This window comes from Pseudaeromonas sp. HNCC25DJ182, assembly GCF_055413365.1.
On record NZ_JBVAYG010000003.1, the window covers coordinates 222,970 to 237,941 of the forward strand.

13 protein-coding genes and 1 riboswitch are annotated in these 14,972 nt (G+C 55.6%); of the genes, 9 read left to right on the forward strand and 4 right to left on the reverse strand.

What is annotated here, in order from left to right; translation table 11 throughout:
* Nucleotides 1–29: 29 nt before the first annotated feature.
* Both ACZYUB_RS04380 and ACZYUB_RS04385 read right to left on the reverse strand, forming a co-directional pair.
* Nucleotides 30–1,295, reverse strand: a complete 1,266-nt coding sequence (locus tag ACZYUB_RS04380) for a YeaH/YhbH family protein (RefSeq protein WP_463945862.1) — start codon at nucleotides 1,293–1,295, stop codon at nucleotides 30–32.
* Between the two features lie 26 nt (nucleotides 1,296–1,321).
* On the reverse strand, nucleotides 1,322–3,244 hold the full coding sequence (locus tag ACZYUB_RS04385) for a PrkA family serine protein kinase (protein ID WP_463945863.1): 1,923 nt from the start codon (nucleotides 3,242–3,244) through the stop codon (nucleotides 1,322–1,324).
* Nucleotides 3,245–3,641: 397 nt separating this feature from the next.
* On the opposite strand from ACZYUB_RS04385, the gene ACZYUB_RS04390 reads away from it, so the two are divergent.
* The 3 genes from ACZYUB_RS04390 (at nucleotide 3,642) to ACZYUB_RS04400 (ending at nucleotide 7,156) form a co-directional block, all read left to right on the forward strand.
* On the forward strand, nucleotides 3,642–4,259 hold the full coding sequence (locus ACZYUB_RS04390) for an acyl carrier protein phosphodiesterase (protein WP_463945864.1): 618 nt from the start codon (nucleotides 3,642–3,644) through the stop codon (nucleotides 4,257–4,259).
* A 529-nt stretch (nucleotides 4,260–4,788) separates the two neighbouring features.
* The gene (locus ACZYUB_RS04395) at nucleotides 4,789–5,307 is read left to right on the forward strand and encodes an energy transducer TonB (RefSeq protein ID WP_463945865.1); all 519 of its coding nucleotides are present in this window, start codon (nucleotides 4,789–4,791) and stop codon (nucleotides 5,305–5,307) included.
* 187 nt (nucleotides 5,308–5,494) lie between these two features.
* Nucleotides 5,495–7,156 (forward strand): putative transporter, encoded by a 1,662-nt coding sequence (locus tag ACZYUB_RS04400; protein ID WP_460884682.1) that lies wholly within the window; start codon nucleotides 5,495–5,497, stop codon nucleotides 7,154–7,156.
* Nucleotides 7,157–7,197: 41 nt separating this feature from the next.
* Here ACZYUB_RS04400 and ACZYUB_RS04405 read toward each other — a convergent pair whose 3' ends face one another.
* Nucleotides 7,198–7,983, reverse strand: a complete 786-nt coding sequence (locus tag ACZYUB_RS04405) for a secretin N-terminal domain-containing protein (protein ID WP_463945866.1) — start codon at nucleotides 7,981–7,983, stop codon at nucleotides 7,198–7,200.
* A gap of 180 nt (nucleotides 7,984–8,163) precedes the next feature.
* Here ACZYUB_RS04405 and ACZYUB_RS04410 point away from each other — a divergent pair, with 180 nt between their 5' ends.
* Together ACZYUB_RS04410 and ACZYUB_RS04415 are read left to right on the forward strand one after the other, a co-directional pair.
* Nucleotides 8,164–8,358 carry a DUF4250 domain-containing protein gene (locus tag ACZYUB_RS04410; RefSeq protein WP_460884830.1) on the forward strand — a complete coding sequence of 65 codons (195 nt, stop codon included), beginning with the start codon at nucleotides 8,164–8,166 and terminating at the stop codon, nucleotides 8,356–8,358.
* A gap of 241 nt (nucleotides 8,359–8,599) precedes the next feature.
* Entirely contained in the window at nucleotides 8,600–9,037 is a 438-nt protein-coding gene (locus ACZYUB_RS04415; protein ID WP_463945867.1) for a nuclear transport factor 2-like protein, read from the forward strand.
* Nucleotides 9,038–9,148: 111 nt separating this feature from the next.
* Here ACZYUB_RS04415 and ACZYUB_RS04420 read toward each other — a convergent pair whose 3' ends face one another.
* On the reverse strand, nucleotides 9,149–9,718 hold the full coding sequence (locus ACZYUB_RS04420) for a DUF3157 family protein (protein ID WP_463945868.1): 570 nt from the start codon (nucleotides 9,716–9,718) through the stop codon (nucleotides 9,149–9,151).
* Nucleotides 9,719–9,898: 180 nt separating this feature from the next.
* Nucleotides 9,899–10,000: riboswitch (TPP riboswitch) on the forward strand.
* A gap of 169 nt (nucleotides 10,001–10,169) precedes the next feature.
* Between ACZYUB_RS04420 and thiC the strand changes: the two genes are divergently transcribed.
* Genes thiC through thiS form a run of 4 tightly spaced genes read left to right on the forward strand, consistent with a single transcriptional unit; the run spans nucleotide 10,170 to nucleotide 14,971 of the window.
* Nucleotides 10,170–12,080 (forward strand): phosphomethylpyrimidine synthase ThiC, encoded by a 1,911-nt coding sequence (thiC, locus tag ACZYUB_RS04425; protein ID WP_463945869.1) that lies wholly within the window; start codon nucleotides 10,170–10,172, stop codon nucleotides 12,078–12,080.
* Nucleotides 12,077–13,843 carry a thiamine phosphate synthase gene (gene thiE, locus ACZYUB_RS04430; RefSeq protein ID WP_463945870.1) on the forward strand — a complete coding sequence of 589 codons (1,767 nt, stop codon included), beginning with the start codon at nucleotides 12,077–12,079 and terminating at the stop codon, nucleotides 13,841–13,843. The genes thiC and thiE overlap by 4 nt, the downstream gene beginning before the upstream one ends.
* Entirely contained in the window at nucleotides 13,836–14,729 is an 894-nt protein-coding gene (locus ACZYUB_RS04435; protein ID WP_463945871.1) for a HesA/MoeB/ThiF family protein, read from the forward strand. The genes thiE and ACZYUB_RS04435 overlap by 8 nt, the downstream gene beginning before the upstream one ends.
* Nucleotides 14,726–14,971, forward strand: a complete 246-nt coding sequence (gene thiS, locus ACZYUB_RS04440) for a sulfur carrier protein ThiS (protein ID WP_463945872.1) — start codon at nucleotides 14,726–14,728, stop codon at nucleotides 14,969–14,971. The genes ACZYUB_RS04435 and thiS overlap by 4 nt, the downstream gene beginning before the upstream one ends.
* Nucleotide 14,972: the final 1 nt, after the last annotated feature.

The following is a 14,972-nucleotide window of genomic DNA, read 5'->3' on the forward strand; positions in this document are numbered from 1 at the left end:
ATCACTCCTCATCCCTGCTCACTCTGTATTCAGGCGGCCTGCTTTTTAAATAGTTCGCGGAATACCGGGTAGATATCTTCCACGGTGCGGATGTTCTCCATGGCGAAATGCGGGAAGCTTTTGGCCAGCGTCTCGTATTGATACCACAGACTCTGATGGGCGCGACTGGTGATTTCAATGTACGAAAAGTAGCGCACCCACGGCAGTATCTGTTGGGTTAGCAGCTCTTTGCACAGGGGCGAGTCATCGGCCCAGTTGTCTCCGTCGGACGCTTGGGCGGCGTAAATATTCCATTGGGCGGCGGGATAGCGAGCCTGCATGATCTCGGCCATCAACTTCAAAGCGCTGGAGACTATGGTGCCACCGGTTTCTTGAGAGTAAAAAAAGTCATGCTCGTCCACCTCCTTGGCCTGGGTGTGGTGGCGAATAAACACCACGTCCACATTCTTGTAGCTGCGGGTTAAAAACAGATACAGCAGGATGTAAAAGCGTTTGGCCATCTCCTTGGTGGCTTGATCCATGGAGCCTGATACATCCATCAGACAGAACATAACAGCCTGGCTGGAAGGTTCGGGACGTTTGACGAAGTTGTTAAAACGCAGATCGAAGGTGTCGATAAAGGGTACAGCGTCGATGCGGCGCCGTAGCTCGGCAATCTCCTGCTCAATCAGCTGTAGAATAGCTGCCGATGCCCCTGCAGCTTGCTGGCTTTGCAATTCCGCTTCCAATTCGAGCAGTCGACGTTTTTTCCCGGCTTGTAGTGCCATCCGGCGGGCGAGGGAGTTCTGCAACGAACGCACTATGTTGATGTTGGCCGGTACGCCATTAGCGGTATAACCGGCTCTATGGGTTTTCATCTCGACCAGCTTGCTGATCTGGTTCTGCTCTAGATTTGGTAATTCCAGATCATCGAACAGCATATCGAGATATTCATCTTTGGAGATGTCGAAGACAAATTCGTCTTCCCCCTCACCACTGTCGCTAGCATCACCCGAGCCACTGCCGCTGCCGGAGGAGCCTGTAGGTCGATCGATATGCTCTCCGGGTACGAAGCGATCATTGCCAGGATGCACGATCTCCCTATGTCCCCCTTTCCCCTGATGAAATACCGGCTCGGTAATATCCTTGCTCGGGATGGAAACGTGTTCGCCTTGGTCGATATCCTGAATGCTCCGCTTGCTCACCGCATCGGAGACTGCCTTTTTGATCTGCTCCTTGTAACGGTGCAGGAACCGTTGCCGGTTCACTGCACTCTTGTTCTTGCCATTGAGCCGCCGGTCAATGAAATGCGCCATACTGCTGCCTCCTGATGCATCGAGCCCTAGCTGGATTTGCGCACCCGCAGATACCATTCAGAGAGCAGGCGGACCTGCTTGCGCGTATAGCCCTTTTCCATCATCCGTTCGACAAAGTTCTCGTGTTTGTGCTGCTCTTCGGCGGAGGTCTTGGTATTGAAGGAGATCACCGGCAGCAGCTCTTCGGTATTGGAGAACATCTTCTTCTCGATCACCGCTCTGAGTTTCTCGTAACTGGTCCAGTTCGGATTCCGGCCTGCGTTGTTGGCGCGGGCGCGCAGTACGAAGTTGACGATTTCGTTACGGAAGTCTTTGGGGTTGCTGATCCCGGCCGGTTTTTCAATCTTCTCCAGCTCGCTATTGAGAGCGGAGCGATCAAACAGCTGACCGGTTTCCGGATCGCGGTACTCCTGATCCTGGATCCAGAAGTCGGCATAGGTTACGTAGCGGTCAAAAATGTTCTGTCCATACTCGGAATAGGACTCCAGATAAGCGGTCTGGATCTCCTTGCCGATGAATTCCACATAGCGGGGGACCAGATAGCCCTTGATGAACTCCAGGTACTTGTCGTGCGTTTCCTGAGGGAACTGCTCGCGTTCGATCTGTTGTTCCAGCACATAGAACAGATGGACTGGATTGGCCGCTACCTCCAGATGGTCAAAATTGAACACTCGGGAGAGGATTTTGAAAGCGAAACGAGTCGAAAGGCCTTCCATTCCCTCATCTACACCGGCGTAGTCGCGATACTCCTGGTACGACTTGGCTTTGGGATCTGTATCTTTGAGACTTTCCCCATCATAGACCCGCATTTTGGAGTACAGACTGGAGTTCTCCGGGGTCTTCAGTCGGGAGAGCACACTGAACTGGGCCAGATATTCCAGGGTGCCAGGGGCGCATTTGGCATTGGCTAACTCACTATTGACCAGTAGTTTTTCATAGATATGCACTTCTTCAGAGAAGCGCAGGCAATAGGGCACCTTGACGATATAAACCCGATCCAGAAATGCCTCATTGTTCTTGTTATTGCGGAACTGCTGCCATTCCGATTCATTGGAATGGGCAAGAATGATCCCCTCGAAGGGCAGGGCGGATAACCCTTCAGTTCCGTTATAGTTGCCTTCCTGCGTTGCGGTCAGCAAGGGATGCAGCACCTTGATCGGCGCCTTGAACATCTCGACAAATTCCATCATCCCTTGATTGGCACGGCATAGGGAACCCGAATAGGCATAGGCATCGGCATCATTCTGGGCGAAATGCTCCAACTGGCGAATATCAACCTTGCCGACCAGTGCGGAGATATCCTGATTGTTTTCATCCCCCGGCTCGGTTTTGGCTATGGCCAACTGATCAAGGATGGAAGGGTAAACCTTCTCGACCCGGAACTGACTGATGTCACCTCCAAATTCATGCAGCCGTTTAGCGACCCAGGGCGAAATAATGCTCTTGAGATAGCGCTTCGGGATGCCGTATTCCTTCTCCAGAATGTCGCCATCTTCGTTGACATCAAACAGGCAGAAGGGGTGGTCATTGACCGGTGAGCCCTTGATGCGATAGATGGGCACCTTTTGCATCAAGGACTTGAGCTTCTCGGCCAAGGATGATTTGCCGCCACCGACCGGACCCAGTAGATAGAGGATCTGCTTGCGCTCTTCGAGCCCCTGGGCGGCATGTTTGAGATAGGAGACGATCTGCTCTATCGCCTCTTCCATACCATAAAAATCCTTGAACGCTGGATAGCGCGGCACGATCCGGTTGGAAAACAACCGGCTCAAGCGAGGGGTCAGGGAGGTATCGACCATCTCGGGTTCGCCGATGGCCAACAATAGTCGTTCAGCTGCGGAGGCGTAGCAGGTCTTATCTTTTTTGCAGAGGTCAAGAAACTCAGCCAGCGTGTATTCTTCTTCACGCGAGGCTTCATAACGACGTTGATAGTGATCGAAAATTCCCATGATCTTTCCCCCAAATCGCTTGTTACGGCCAGTCAGCGTTAAACCACCGCCTGGTGATGGCATCGACGGTCGCCTGATTAAAGACTAGTCGAGTCAAAAGTGGACTGAGAAATAAGCTATCGAGAAATAAGCACTTTTCAGGCCAACTTGTGGCATCGCCTCCTGTCTCCTGCAGCAGTATTGAGCTCCTAATCCTGTTGTGCCACCGTCGCGGGATGATGTCAAAGCGCATTTTGTCAGCATCTCGGTGGGTTTACGCTCCATCAACTGAGGGGCGCACGCTTTTGGTGCGTCGGTGTCGGTGCCGATTCCGGCCAAGGCGCTCCGAAATGGCTTCCGGGTGGGTATACTGTGCACGTCAGTCGTGAAATGGGTTTCCATCAAGGATCTTTAAGGCGTGAACTTTCTGGCGCATGTGTTATTAGCGGGGGCTAGGCCTTCGGATCAGATAGGGGGCTTGCTGGGGGACTTTGTCAAAGGGCCCCTGCCTTGTGGCTTGCCGCCGGAGTTGGCGCGCGGAGTCGCGCTGCACCGATTTGTGGATCGCTCAACGGACTGTCATCCGCTGTTTATTCGCAGCTGCCAGCGTATCAGCCCGGAGCGACGGCGGTTTGCCGGCATCATTATCGATATGGTGTATGACCATTTTCTGGCAACTCACTGGCTCTGTTATTGCGACATCCCTTTGGCACGCTACAGCCAGGATTTTTACCGGCTCCTGACCGAGTATTGGTCCTTTTTCCCGGAAGGAGCATTCAATATGTTGGCCGCGATGCAACGCCAAGACTGGTTGTGTGGGTATGCTGATTTGGCGATGATTGGTCGGTCGCTGGATCATATCAGCCGTGTTCGCTTGAAGCGTGCGAATAGCTTGGTCGGGGCAATTGTCGAGCTGGAGGCTCATTATGCGGGTCTGGAGCAAGATTTTCGTGGTTTTATGCCAGACATGCTGAGGGCCTGCAGGGAGTGGCAAGAGAATGAAACACTGGCCGGAGCGATGATATCCAGGAAATGAAGCTTGGCTTTTCGGTCCGATTATCGAATGATCGGGTCCCCACTGGCCACAACGAACCGCTATGACCCGTCCTGCGCCACCCCGTGCCTCCGCCCATCGCCGTACCGGATATCATATCTGGCTGCTGGTGTTGTTGGTGCATGTGACTGGTGTCGCGGCTATTTTCTGGTTAGCCAATCATCCAGGGAATGTGTTGCTTCAGGTCGCGCATGCTCCTGAAACCGCAATGTTGAAGGCGCGATGGCTTAGCGCCTCGAACATGAAAACTGATTCGCCGCAAAACCGAATTACGAAGTCAGCAGCATCCACGAGTCTATCGTTGCCTCAGGCTCCAACGCCCAGGGCTGCTCGAGCCGAGGCGATCCCATCAACCGTAGCCATACAACCGGATCGCCGCTCATCCCGGACATCGCTTAAACACTCAGCACCGCCATCACGGCGCTCCGCGTTACGTTCATCCACCCACTCTGCGGTGGATGATAAGGGCCGAAGAAAGCAGCAAATCCATCCCAAGCAGCAATACTCGAGCGTGGAACGCAGCAGGCCTGTCACGGATCCGCAAGCGTCAGTACTAGCTGCTGCCCAGCATTCGGCCAAGACTTCGCCTACACAGGGCGAGGCTTCAAGACCACAGACCCAATTTAGCCATCCGGTATCCTCTGCCTCCGCCCTTGCCGCGCCTCTCCTGGGCAAAACCTCGACTCAGCACGGCACAGATCCGAAGGCAGCCACCACAGTCTCCAATGTCAATAAAGAGCCCGGAGGCCCCGTGATCACCCAGGCTCGCTATCGGCAAGCGCCAGTGCCAGCAGAGTATCCCCCCTTGGCCCGGCGGCGAGGCATTGAAGGACGAGTTCTGGTTCAGGTGTGGCTGGATGAGCACGGCGAACAGCTCAAACGTGAAATCATCGAAAGCTCCGGCTCTGCGCTGCTGGATCAGGCGGCATTACGATCCGTGTCCCGCAATCAGTTTTTACCCCATACCCTCAATGGCGTAGGGCATGCAGCCCGATTACGTCTGCCCGTCATCTTCCGCTTGCACCCTTGACACCAATAAGCCGTGTGAGCGGCTTGATCCAGATCACCGAGAGTGTGATTCCGTACCACATTGGCTCCCTGAACTGTGCCTCATCGCCCATTTGTCACCATGAACGGCTGATAATCTTTTAGGCATTCGGTGATCTCGTTATGGCCTGTTGGGCAAAATCATCGTCTTCGCAACCGGGAGTCTAGCTATGAGTGATGTTGCGTTGTCGACCAGCCTGTTGGCTTTGGTCGCCGTTCTGGGATTGTGGTTTGGGAATCTGCGCTTCTATGGTGTCGGCCTGGGGATCGGCGGCGTGTTATTTGGCGGGATTGCTGTTGGCCATTTTGTCGGCTACTTCGGAGTCGAGCTGGATATGCATACCCTGCAGTTTATCCAGGAGTTTGGGCTGATCCTGTTTGTCTACACCATAGGTATCCAGGTCGGGCCCGGCTTTTTTTCCTCACTCCGGACCTCGGGTCTGAAGTTGAATCTGTTTGCCGCCCTGCTGGTGCTAGTCGGTTTTGTGGTGGTCTATCTGATCCACAAGCTTTTCAATGTGCCGTTGCCGGTTATTCTGGGGACCTACTCCGGTGCGGTGACCAATACACCATCTCTGGGGGCGGGACAGCAGATCCTCAATGAGTTGGGGGCACAACCGGGTGAGATGGGGGTCATGGGGATGGGTTATGCTGTTGCCTATCCATTCGGGATCTGCGGCATCCTGTTGACCATGTGGTTGGTGCGCCTGGTATTCAAGATCAATATCGAACGTGAAGCGCGGCATTTTGAGCAGCTGAGCGGGCAAAATAAACGCAATCTGCAAACCATGAATCTGGCGGTGCGTAATCCGAATCTGGATGGTTTGATGCTGCAGGAGATCCCCAGTCTGGAAGATGGACAGGTGATCTGTTCACGTTTGAAGCGAGGGGAGGCGTTGATGGTCCCCCATGCCACGACCCGGATCCAGCTCAACGATCTGGTTCATCTGGTCGGTGAGCCCGAGGCGCTGAAACGGGTGCGTTTGGTTATTGGTGAAGAAGTCGAGACATCACTATCGACACAGGGCACTGATTTGCGTGTGGTACGAGTGGTCGTCACCAATGAGCAGGTATTGAGCAAGACCATTCAGGAGCTGGATCTGAAGCTCAAGTATGATGTTGTTGTGTCGCGGCTGAACCGGGCTGGCATCGAACTGGTACCCAGCAACCACTCCTCCTTGCAATTTGGCGACATTCTCAATCTGGTCGGGCGTGCCGAAGCCATTGAGGCGGTGGCAAACCTGGTGGGTAACGCGCAGCAAAAATTACAACAAGTCCAGATGCTCCCTGTGTTTATCGGCATAGGTCTCGGGGTGGTGCTCGGTTCAGTCCCATTTTACGTGCCCGGTTTTCCGGCTGCACTGAAACTGGGGCTTGCCGGCGGCCCTCTGGTGGTGGCGCTGATCCTGTCTCGGATTGGCAGTATCGGTCCCTTGTATTGGTTTATGCCTCCCAGCGCCAACCTCGCTCTTCGCGAGTTGGGGATCGTGTTGTTCCTTGCTGTGGTGGGATTGAAAGCCGGTGGCAATTTTGTTGAAACCCTGGTGCAAGGAGATGGCGTGCTCTGGATGGGATTCGGTGTGGCTATTACCTTGATCCCGCTTTGTTTGGTCGCGGTGTTGGCGCGTTGGTTGGCGGGAATGAATTACCTGACGCTCTGCGGTCTGCTGGCGGGGTCGATGACAGATCCACCCGCACTGGCATTTGCCAATAACATGCATCCAACCAGCGAAGCGTCCTCGTTGGCTTATGCAACCGTGTATCCACTGGTGATGTTTTTACGGATCCTTTCGCCCCAGATCCTGGCTATCTTGCTCTGGGTCGGGGGATAGCGAATATCACAGCAGATAACGGGGCCCTTGCGGCCCCGTTTTCAATTCAAGCGCTCGACTTTGAGCCATACGTGCTGCTGCCTGGTATTGCGCTGGTTGCTGGAGCCAGCCAAACCGCTTTGTTGTTGATTACTGCTGATTTCTCCGCCGCCCAGCGGTATCCATGTACCAAGCGGGCCTCGGATGACTGTGCTCAGATTAGCCTGTTCAATCTGGTTACCGTTGAGTTGCTGTTGCAGGGGCGAAATACTCATCTCGACCTGGTCGCCAATGAGCCGGGGCAGGGCGGTAAAACCGGTGCCCACATCGACATATTCAATCGTGTCGGTCAGAACCAGTTGATGGTTTTGACGCTGGATCTGACGCATGGCCAACGGCAGGGATTGTCCCAGGTAGATTTGTGCCGCAGCCCCTTCAACCGTTTGCACCTGTTGGCTGCTCTGGCTGTTACTCTGTTTTTGGTCATTCTGCACAGAGCCCTCAAGCTGGATTTGGGAGTTGTCGCCCAGTTGAATGCTGCCTTGCTGGATCGACAGACCGCGCTCATCAGCTCGGAAAACATTTCCCTGACGTACCGAGATCAGTAATCGCTGCAGCGGCTTATCGATGGCGGCAAGTACCGTTTGCAGCTCGGCGAGATTTTCCGGTGTGGTCCGGACGAACAGCTGATTACCCGTGCCGACAATAGAGCCGCCCGGACTGACCAGCGGTTCCAGTGTGGGGAGAACCTGCTCGGGTAAACGATGGTGCAGTGGAAGTATGGTGATCTCTTCGGCAGATAGCGTGTACGAAGCCATCAGGAGTAATGCAAATAGATAGCGCAGCATGGTGACTCCAGTTAAAAAACTCTGGTTCGAGTTTAACATGCCCACTACAGATACACCTTTATCCAGCGTCTACGAGAGAGTACTTCCAACGACTCATAAAATGTGATCCGTACTAGTCGCAGCGACACGCAATCAGCCTATAGTTAGACCTAGGTGTTGATCGAATGAGGGGGATTCATCATGGATTTAAGTGCCTATTTACGAATGGACGCCACCATACTGCTCGGAATTATCAATGAAAAACTGCGTCTGGAATGCGATAGTCTGGATGAACTGCTGGCCATGTTCAATTTCGATCGCCAGCAACTAGCGCAGCGCATGGGAGAAATCGGCTATCACTATGACCCGGTTTGTAATCAATTCCGCGCAAACTAGGCTTTTATTCGAATGTGATTCTGAGCGCCTCGGCGCTCTTTTTTTGTGATTGAATTTACAAGAAAAATAGGATTTTTACGCCGTCGACTGCCAGAGCTTGCAGCCGACTGGGTGGAACCTGTCAGATATTGCCAGTTCTCGGGGGTTACATTGACTTTCGAGTGAAAGCTTAGAACAATCTAAGGACTCAGAACGTATATATTCAGTCAATGTTCTGTCTGGTGATAGAGTGGAGGTGAATATGGATGCCAAAGAGGTGGTGCTGGCATTTTGGCAGCGGATGGATTTAAACGATTTTTTTGGTGCTACTGAATGGCTGGGCGATAACTTCGAATGCACATGGCCTCAATCTGGAGAAGTTGTCCAGGGGGCGTGGAACTACGCGATGATCAATATTCACTATCCATCGTTTGGTCCTTGGCAATTCAAGATCGAGAACTTGCTAGTGCAGGGCGATCAGGTGGTCACGAATGTGTTTATATCCGATGGTGTCCAACAAGCCAGAGCGATCACTTTCAGTACGGTGCACAAGGGCAAGATCGTCAAGCAACTGGAATACTGGCCAGAGAGCTTCATGGCTCCTCCTTGGCGTAGTCAGTGGATTTACCGCTCAGGACAACCCGCCGCAGAAGTTTTGCCTCCTATCGAGCGCGCACATTGCATCAGTTCAGAGCAATAGTAACTTTCAGCTAATGACGCTAGACCCGGTTCCAATAGTCACCGGGTAGCGGTTGCTCGCGCATTTAACGTAATAAATGCGATTGTGAATCTTCTGGTGTCAGCTGTTATATCACGAGCGCCTTTCGACACTGATTATTTCCAGCCGAACTAAAGGGCTTCTGTTGCCATCAGGAGCCGGCAGCCAAAGCGTGCGAAATGGTCGAGTCTGCTGGGTTCGTAGATAGGTATCGGGGAGCCGGTATTCGGCCTGCCAGAACGAAACCTCATGCTGCGCCAACAACTGGCCCTGCTGGGAGTAGAAGCTGACCAGCCCCAGGATCTTGACCACGCTGCCGGTGGCCAGGTTGCTGACTTGAATGTTCAGTCCCAACTGATCGTCATTTTTTTGCGTGCTCTGCAGGGTTAATTTGACACCATCTGCGGCTATGGTGCCGAGCATGGCCGGATCGGCGATGGCTTGCGGGGTGAGTACGGCAGATGGAGTCGGCGTACTGGTTGCGCCAGAGCTCTGGGCTACCGGTGCGGATTTGGCGGACACCTCGGTGAGGACATAGCTCCAGGTGAAATCATCATGGATCTGGATCTGGCGGCCATCCGGGAGCTTGGTTTCTGACAGGACTGCGGCCTGGCTGATACTGTTCGCCAACAAGGATAACAGCAGGATAGAAGGTGCTTTCATAGGGCTCTCTGAGGATGAACTGTGGTCATTGATCCGGGAGTATATCGGCATGGGGATCGGCAAACCACGATGGAATGCATGGTGCTGTGATGGTAGGGCGGTGACAGGGATCGCGCGATCGCCGGGAAAAATATTGCTGATCCGACTTGTGTCGGTGGATCCAGTCACGGCATACTCGAGCCCATCTTGTCGGAGTGCCCCACTGGGCTGAGACCGTTAATTCGGGATCCGTTGAACCTGATCAGGCTAGAACCTGCGAAGGGATACAAGGGTAAGGCATCAGAGTTTCCCCTCTTCTCGTGATCTGGAATGTCCGGATGCAAGCAGAGCAACTCCTTGCCGCAACCGGCTATACCGCGGTTGAAATCTGCACATCACAGATTGTTACTCCCAGCCAACACGACTCCAGACAAGCAAATCACGCCCTCTTTTTAATAAGGTGAATTTTGCTATGTCGACCTCTATCTCTACGGCCATATCTTCCGAGTCTACCAGCTCCCCATCGCCTTCACGTCGCGTCCGGCGGGAGCAGGCACACCACTACATTACCCAGCTGGCAGGGCAGACATTTCCCAATTCAGACCGGATCTATCTGCCGGGATCGCGCGCTGATATCCGGGTGCCGATGCGACGCATCCACCTGGCACCATCACTGGTGGGCGGCTCATCCGATGCACCGCGCTATGAGCCCAATGCCCCCGTATTGATCTATGACACCGCAGGCGCCTACGGTGATCCGGAGCAGCCGATTGATGTGACTCGAGGTCTCCCCGCACTGCGAGCAGCGTGGATTGCCGAGCGTCAGGATACCGAGATCATTCCGCAACCCACCTCGGATTACACCCGGACACAACAAGACAACCTGGCGCCTCAGGTTCCGGTCATGCAACGGCGAACTGACCTGCGCCGGGCCAAGGCGGGGGCTTGTGTCACTCAGTTACATTATGCGCGAGCCGGCATCATCACCCCGGAGATGGAGTTTATTGCGCTACGGGAAAATCAGCGCCAGCTGGCAGCAGGCGAACAGGGGATCACCGCCGAATTTGTGCGTGCCGAGGTCGCGGCCGGGCGCGCCATTATTCCGGCTAACATCAATCATCCTGAGGCCGAGCCCATGATCATTGGCCGCAATTTTCTGGTCAAGATTAACGCCAATATCGGTAATTCAGCGGTGAGCTCTTCCATTGAGGAAGAGGTGGAGAAACTGGTCTGGTCCACCCGCTGGGGTGCGGATACCGTGATGGATTTGTCGACTGGGCGTCATATCCATCAGACCCGGGAATGGATACTGCGCAATAGCCCGGTGCCGATAGGCACAGTCCCCATGTATCAGGCGCTGGAAAAGGTCAACGGCATCGCTGAACACCTCAGTTGGGAGGTGATGCGGGATACCCTGCTCGAACAGGCCGAGCAGGGTGTGGATTATTTCACCATCCACGCCGGTCTGCTGCTGGCTTATGTGCCGATGACGGCCAAGCGGGTTACCGGGATCGTCTCCCGGGGGGGCTCTATCATTGCCAAATGGTGTCTGGCCCATCACCAGGAAAATTTCCTGTATCAGCACTTCCGCGATATCTGCGCCATCTGTGCCCAGTACGATGTGGCGCTCTCGCTGGGCGATGGTTTGCGGCCAGGCTCGATTGCGGATGCCAACGATGAGGCGCAATTTTCCGAGCTCAGAACTCTGGGGGAATTGACCCAAATTGCTTGGGAATATGACGTTCAGGTGATGATCGAAGGGCCGGGTCACGTGCCCATGCATCTCATCAAGGAGAACATGGATGAGCAGCTCAAGCATTGTCATGGCGCGCCATTTTATACCCTGGGACCACTGACCACCGATATAGCGCCTGGGTATGACCATTTCACCTCCGGCATTGGTGCCGCCATGATTGGCTGGTTCGGCTGCGCCATGCTCTGCTATGTGACGCCCAAAGAGCACTTGGGATTGCCGAACAAGGAGGATGTCAAGCAAGGTCTGATTGCTTACAAGATTGCCGCCCATGCCGCCGACTTGGCCAAGGGTCACCCTGGGGCCCGCCTGCGGGATGATGCCATGTCCAAGGCGCGTTTCGAGTTTCGTTGGGAGGACCAGTTTAATCTGGCCCTGGATCCAGAGACGGCGCGCGCTTATCACGATGCGGACTTGCCGCAAGAGTCCGGTAAGGTCGCGCATTTTTGCTCCATGTGTGGTCCCAAATTCTGCTCGATGAAAATCAGTCAGGAAGTGCGGGATCTGGAAGCCGCCAAATTGGCACAACAGCAACAAGCGGGCATGGCCGAACAGGCTTCGCGGTTTCGTGAACAGGGCGCCGAACTATACCAACCACAGCCAGTAGGCGGACTTGAGGTACAGGCATGAGCAAGCCACATGAGACTTATCCGGTGAGCCCGCGGCCGATTGTCTGGAGCATTGCGGGCTCGGATTCTGGCGGGGGGGCCGGTATCCAGGCCGATCTGCTGACCTGTCAGCAATTGGGGGCACATGGCTGCTCGGTGATTACGGCCATCACGGCACAAAATTCCACCCGGGTGATCGGTGTCGACGCCGTGTTGATGCAAACCTTTGTCAGTCAGCTCGATGCCTTGGAGGCCGATCTACCGGCCGACGGGATCAAGATTGGGCTGTTGCCCTCGCGCCTGCACTTGGAGGTTCTTGCCAAGCGATTGGCGCATTGGCGAGCCAGCAAGGTTGACTCAACCTCGTCCCAGAACGTGGCATCCGGCAAGACTCCGTTCGTGGTTTATGATCCGGTGGCCATCGCCAGTGTGGGTCAGGCCATGGCGAGCCCGGACTTGCTCCAGAGCGTGGATATGCTGTTTGCGCAGCTGGATTTGCTCACCCCCAACCAGCCCGAGCTAGAGCGCTTGACCGGCGTTGCCATCTCGTCGCCCCAGCAGTTGGTGGACGCGGCGCAGCAACTGCGTCGCCGCGGTCTCAAGGCGGTGCTGGTCAAAGGGGGGCACGCCAGCTGGCAAGGGGATTGGTGTCTGGATTATTTCTGCGATGAGCAGCAGAGCTTCTGGCTGGCGCTGCCACGACTGGACACCCGGCATGGGCACGGCACCGGCTGTTGTTACGCCTCAGCGATTGCCGCACTGGTGGCGCAGGACTATGAGCTAGTCGATGCCATTACCCTGGCCCGCGCCTATGTGCAACAAGGGCTAGCAGCAGCCCAAGGTATCGGGCAGGGGCCTGGGCCGATTGCCCATCTCGGCTGGCCTGTGACGCGAGAGTATTTTCCGCAGTTAGTGCTGCCGGGCAGTGCCTTGTCCCGGAGATTAGGACTATGCGGTGTATCGCCGCTCGGTTTTGCAGCGACGGAGGCATCGACTGCCAGCTTGCCCACCGAGTCATTTGCACCATGTCCGCGCCGGCTAGGGCTCTATCCGGTGGTGGATTCAGCGGTCTGGATCGAAAAATTACTGGCCTGGGGCGTGCGTACCGTGCAACTGCGCATCAAGGATCCGTACCATCCCCGATTGGAGCAGGAGATCCAGGAGGCTATCGCCTTGGGCCAGCAGTATCAGGCCCGGGTGTTTATCAACGACTATTGGCAACTGGCCATTCGGCATGGTGCCTATGGCGTGCATCTGGGGCAGGAGGATCTGCTACAGGCCGACCTGGCGGCTATTCAGCGTGCCGGACTACGGCTGGGGCTCTCAACCCATGGCTACCATGAACTCGCCTGTGCCCTGGCTCTGCGCCCTTCCTACATCGCGCTAGGCCATATTTTCCCCACGACCACTAAGCAGATGCCCTCGGCACCCCAGGGGCTGCTGCGGCTCAGCCGCTACGCGGAGCTGTTGTCGGATGTTCCTACGGTGGCGATTGGCGGTATTAGCCAAGCCCGGGTCCCGGTAGTGCTCGCGACAGGTGTTGGCTCGGTGGCCTTGGTCACGGCGATCACCGAGGCCGTCGATCCGCATGGGGTGACTCGCGCCTTGCTGGCACTGGTGGGGACAGGGGATGCCCTGTCGCCGGATGCCGCGCTGTCTGATGCAGTTGTGTCCTATGTCGTCGCCACACCGATGGCGAGCCTAGCTGCTGCGCAAGCCAGCTATCCTGACCAGCGCCTGCAGCAAGAGCAGAGCCCTAGATCCGTGGAGGCTTGCCATGACTGATCACTCGCAAATGGAACGCTTGTCAACGACAGGGGCTTCTGCGGCAAAGGATGAGATGAGTTGGCGTCGCTACGGCCGGCAGATGTTGCTGCCAGAAATTGGCGAGCCCGGGCAACAACGCCTGGGGCAAGCCCGGGTGCTGATCATCGGCTTGGGGGGGCTGGGCTCACCGGCGGCCCTCTATTTGGCCGCAAGCGGTGTTGGCCAGCTCTGGCTGAGCGATGACGATGTGGTGGCGACAAGCAATTTGCAGCGTCAGATCCTGTACACATCTGCCGATCTGCAGCAACCCAAACGCAACGCCGCCCGCAAGCGTCTGGCGCAGCTTAATCCGAATATCAGATGTTATGCCGCTGCGGCTCTTACTGAGTCAAATGGAAGCCAGCTGTTACAACCAGATGGTCAAGCCGTCGATCTGGTACTGGACTGCTCCGACAACATGACCACACGTCAACTGCTTAATCGCGGCTGTGTCGAGTTGCAGATCCCGCTGCTCAGTGCCGCCGTCTCAGGTTGGCAAGGCTCCTTGCTGTTGTTCGATTATCGCCCGAACGCCATCTCGGAAAACGAGCATGATCCTGGTTGTTACCACTGTCTGTATCCATTGCAGGAGGAACCAGCCTTGAACTGTCAGAGTGCCGGAATTATCGGGCCGCTTGCCGGGATGGTCGGCGCACTGCAAGCATTGGAGGCGATGAAATTCCTGCTTGGCCTGCCGAGCCCGGCAGTCGGGCACCTGCAGCAGGTTGATGTCCTCAGTGGCCGTTGGCAGCGCGTCGCCTTGCGGGCCGATCCCTGCTGCCCCGTCTGTCGCCCACCGAATCCCCCCACCGCAAAGAACCATGTAATGCCGATAGCCACAGAATCGATGGAGCACCGCCGATGAACTTTGTATTAAATGGCCAGCCTCGGGTTTGGCAACCGGAACTGACGCTGGAGACGTTACTGCGGCAGGAGGGCTATATCGGCCACATGCCGGAAGCGGACGCTGGCAGTTGCACCGCGTCAATTCGTGCCGGTGTGGCTGTTGCCATCGGGCAACAGGTGGTACCGCGTTCAACCTGGGCACAACGGCTTGTTGCGCCAGAGGATGAGATTGAACTATTCCAAGCGATCGCAGGAGGCTAAC

Excerpts from the sequence above, each read along its gene's own strand:
- ACZYUB_RS04380 (WP_463945862.1), bottom strand. The coding sequence starts at position 1,295 with ATGGCGCATTTCATTGACCGGCGGCTCAATGGCAAGAACAAGAGTGCA.
- ACZYUB_RS04385 (WP_463945863.1), bottom strand. The coding sequence starts at position 3,244 with ATGGGAATTTTCGATCACTATCAACGTCGTTATGAAGCCTCGCGTGAA.
- ACZYUB_RS04400 (WP_460884682.1), top strand. The coding sequence starts at position 5,495 with ATGAGTGATGTTGCGTTGTCGACCAGCCTGTTGGCTTTGGTCGCCGTT.
- ACZYUB_RS04405 (WP_463945866.1), bottom strand. The coding sequence starts at position 7,983 with ATGCTGCGCTATCTATTTGCATTACTCCTGATGGCTTCGTACACGCTA.
- ACZYUB_RS04410 (WP_460884830.1), top strand. The coding sequence starts at position 8,164 with ATGGATTTAAGTGCCTATTTACGAATGGACGCCACCATACTGCTCGGA.
- ACZYUB_RS04415 (WP_463945867.1), top strand. The coding sequence starts at position 8,600 with ATGGATGCCAAAGAGGTGGTGCTGGCATTTTGGCAGCGGATGGATTTA.
- ACZYUB_RS04420 (WP_463945868.1), bottom strand. The coding sequence starts at position 9,718 with ATGAAAGCACCTTCTATCCTGCTGTTATCCTTGTTGGCGAACAGTATC.
- thiC (WP_463945869.1), top strand. The coding sequence starts at position 10,170 with ATGTCGACCTCTATCTCTACGGCCATATCTTCCGAGTCTACCAGCTCC.
- thiE (WP_463945870.1), top strand. The coding sequence starts at position 12,077 with ATGAGCAAGCCACATGAGACTTATCCGGTGAGCCCGCGGCCGATTGTC.
- ACZYUB_RS04435 (WP_463945871.1), top strand. The coding sequence starts at position 13,836 with ATGACTGATCACTCGCAAATGGAACGCTTGTCAACGACAGGGGCTTCT.
- thiS (WP_463945872.1), top strand. The coding sequence starts at position 14,726 with ATGAACTTTGTATTAAATGGCCAGCCTCGGGTTTGGCAACCGGAACTG.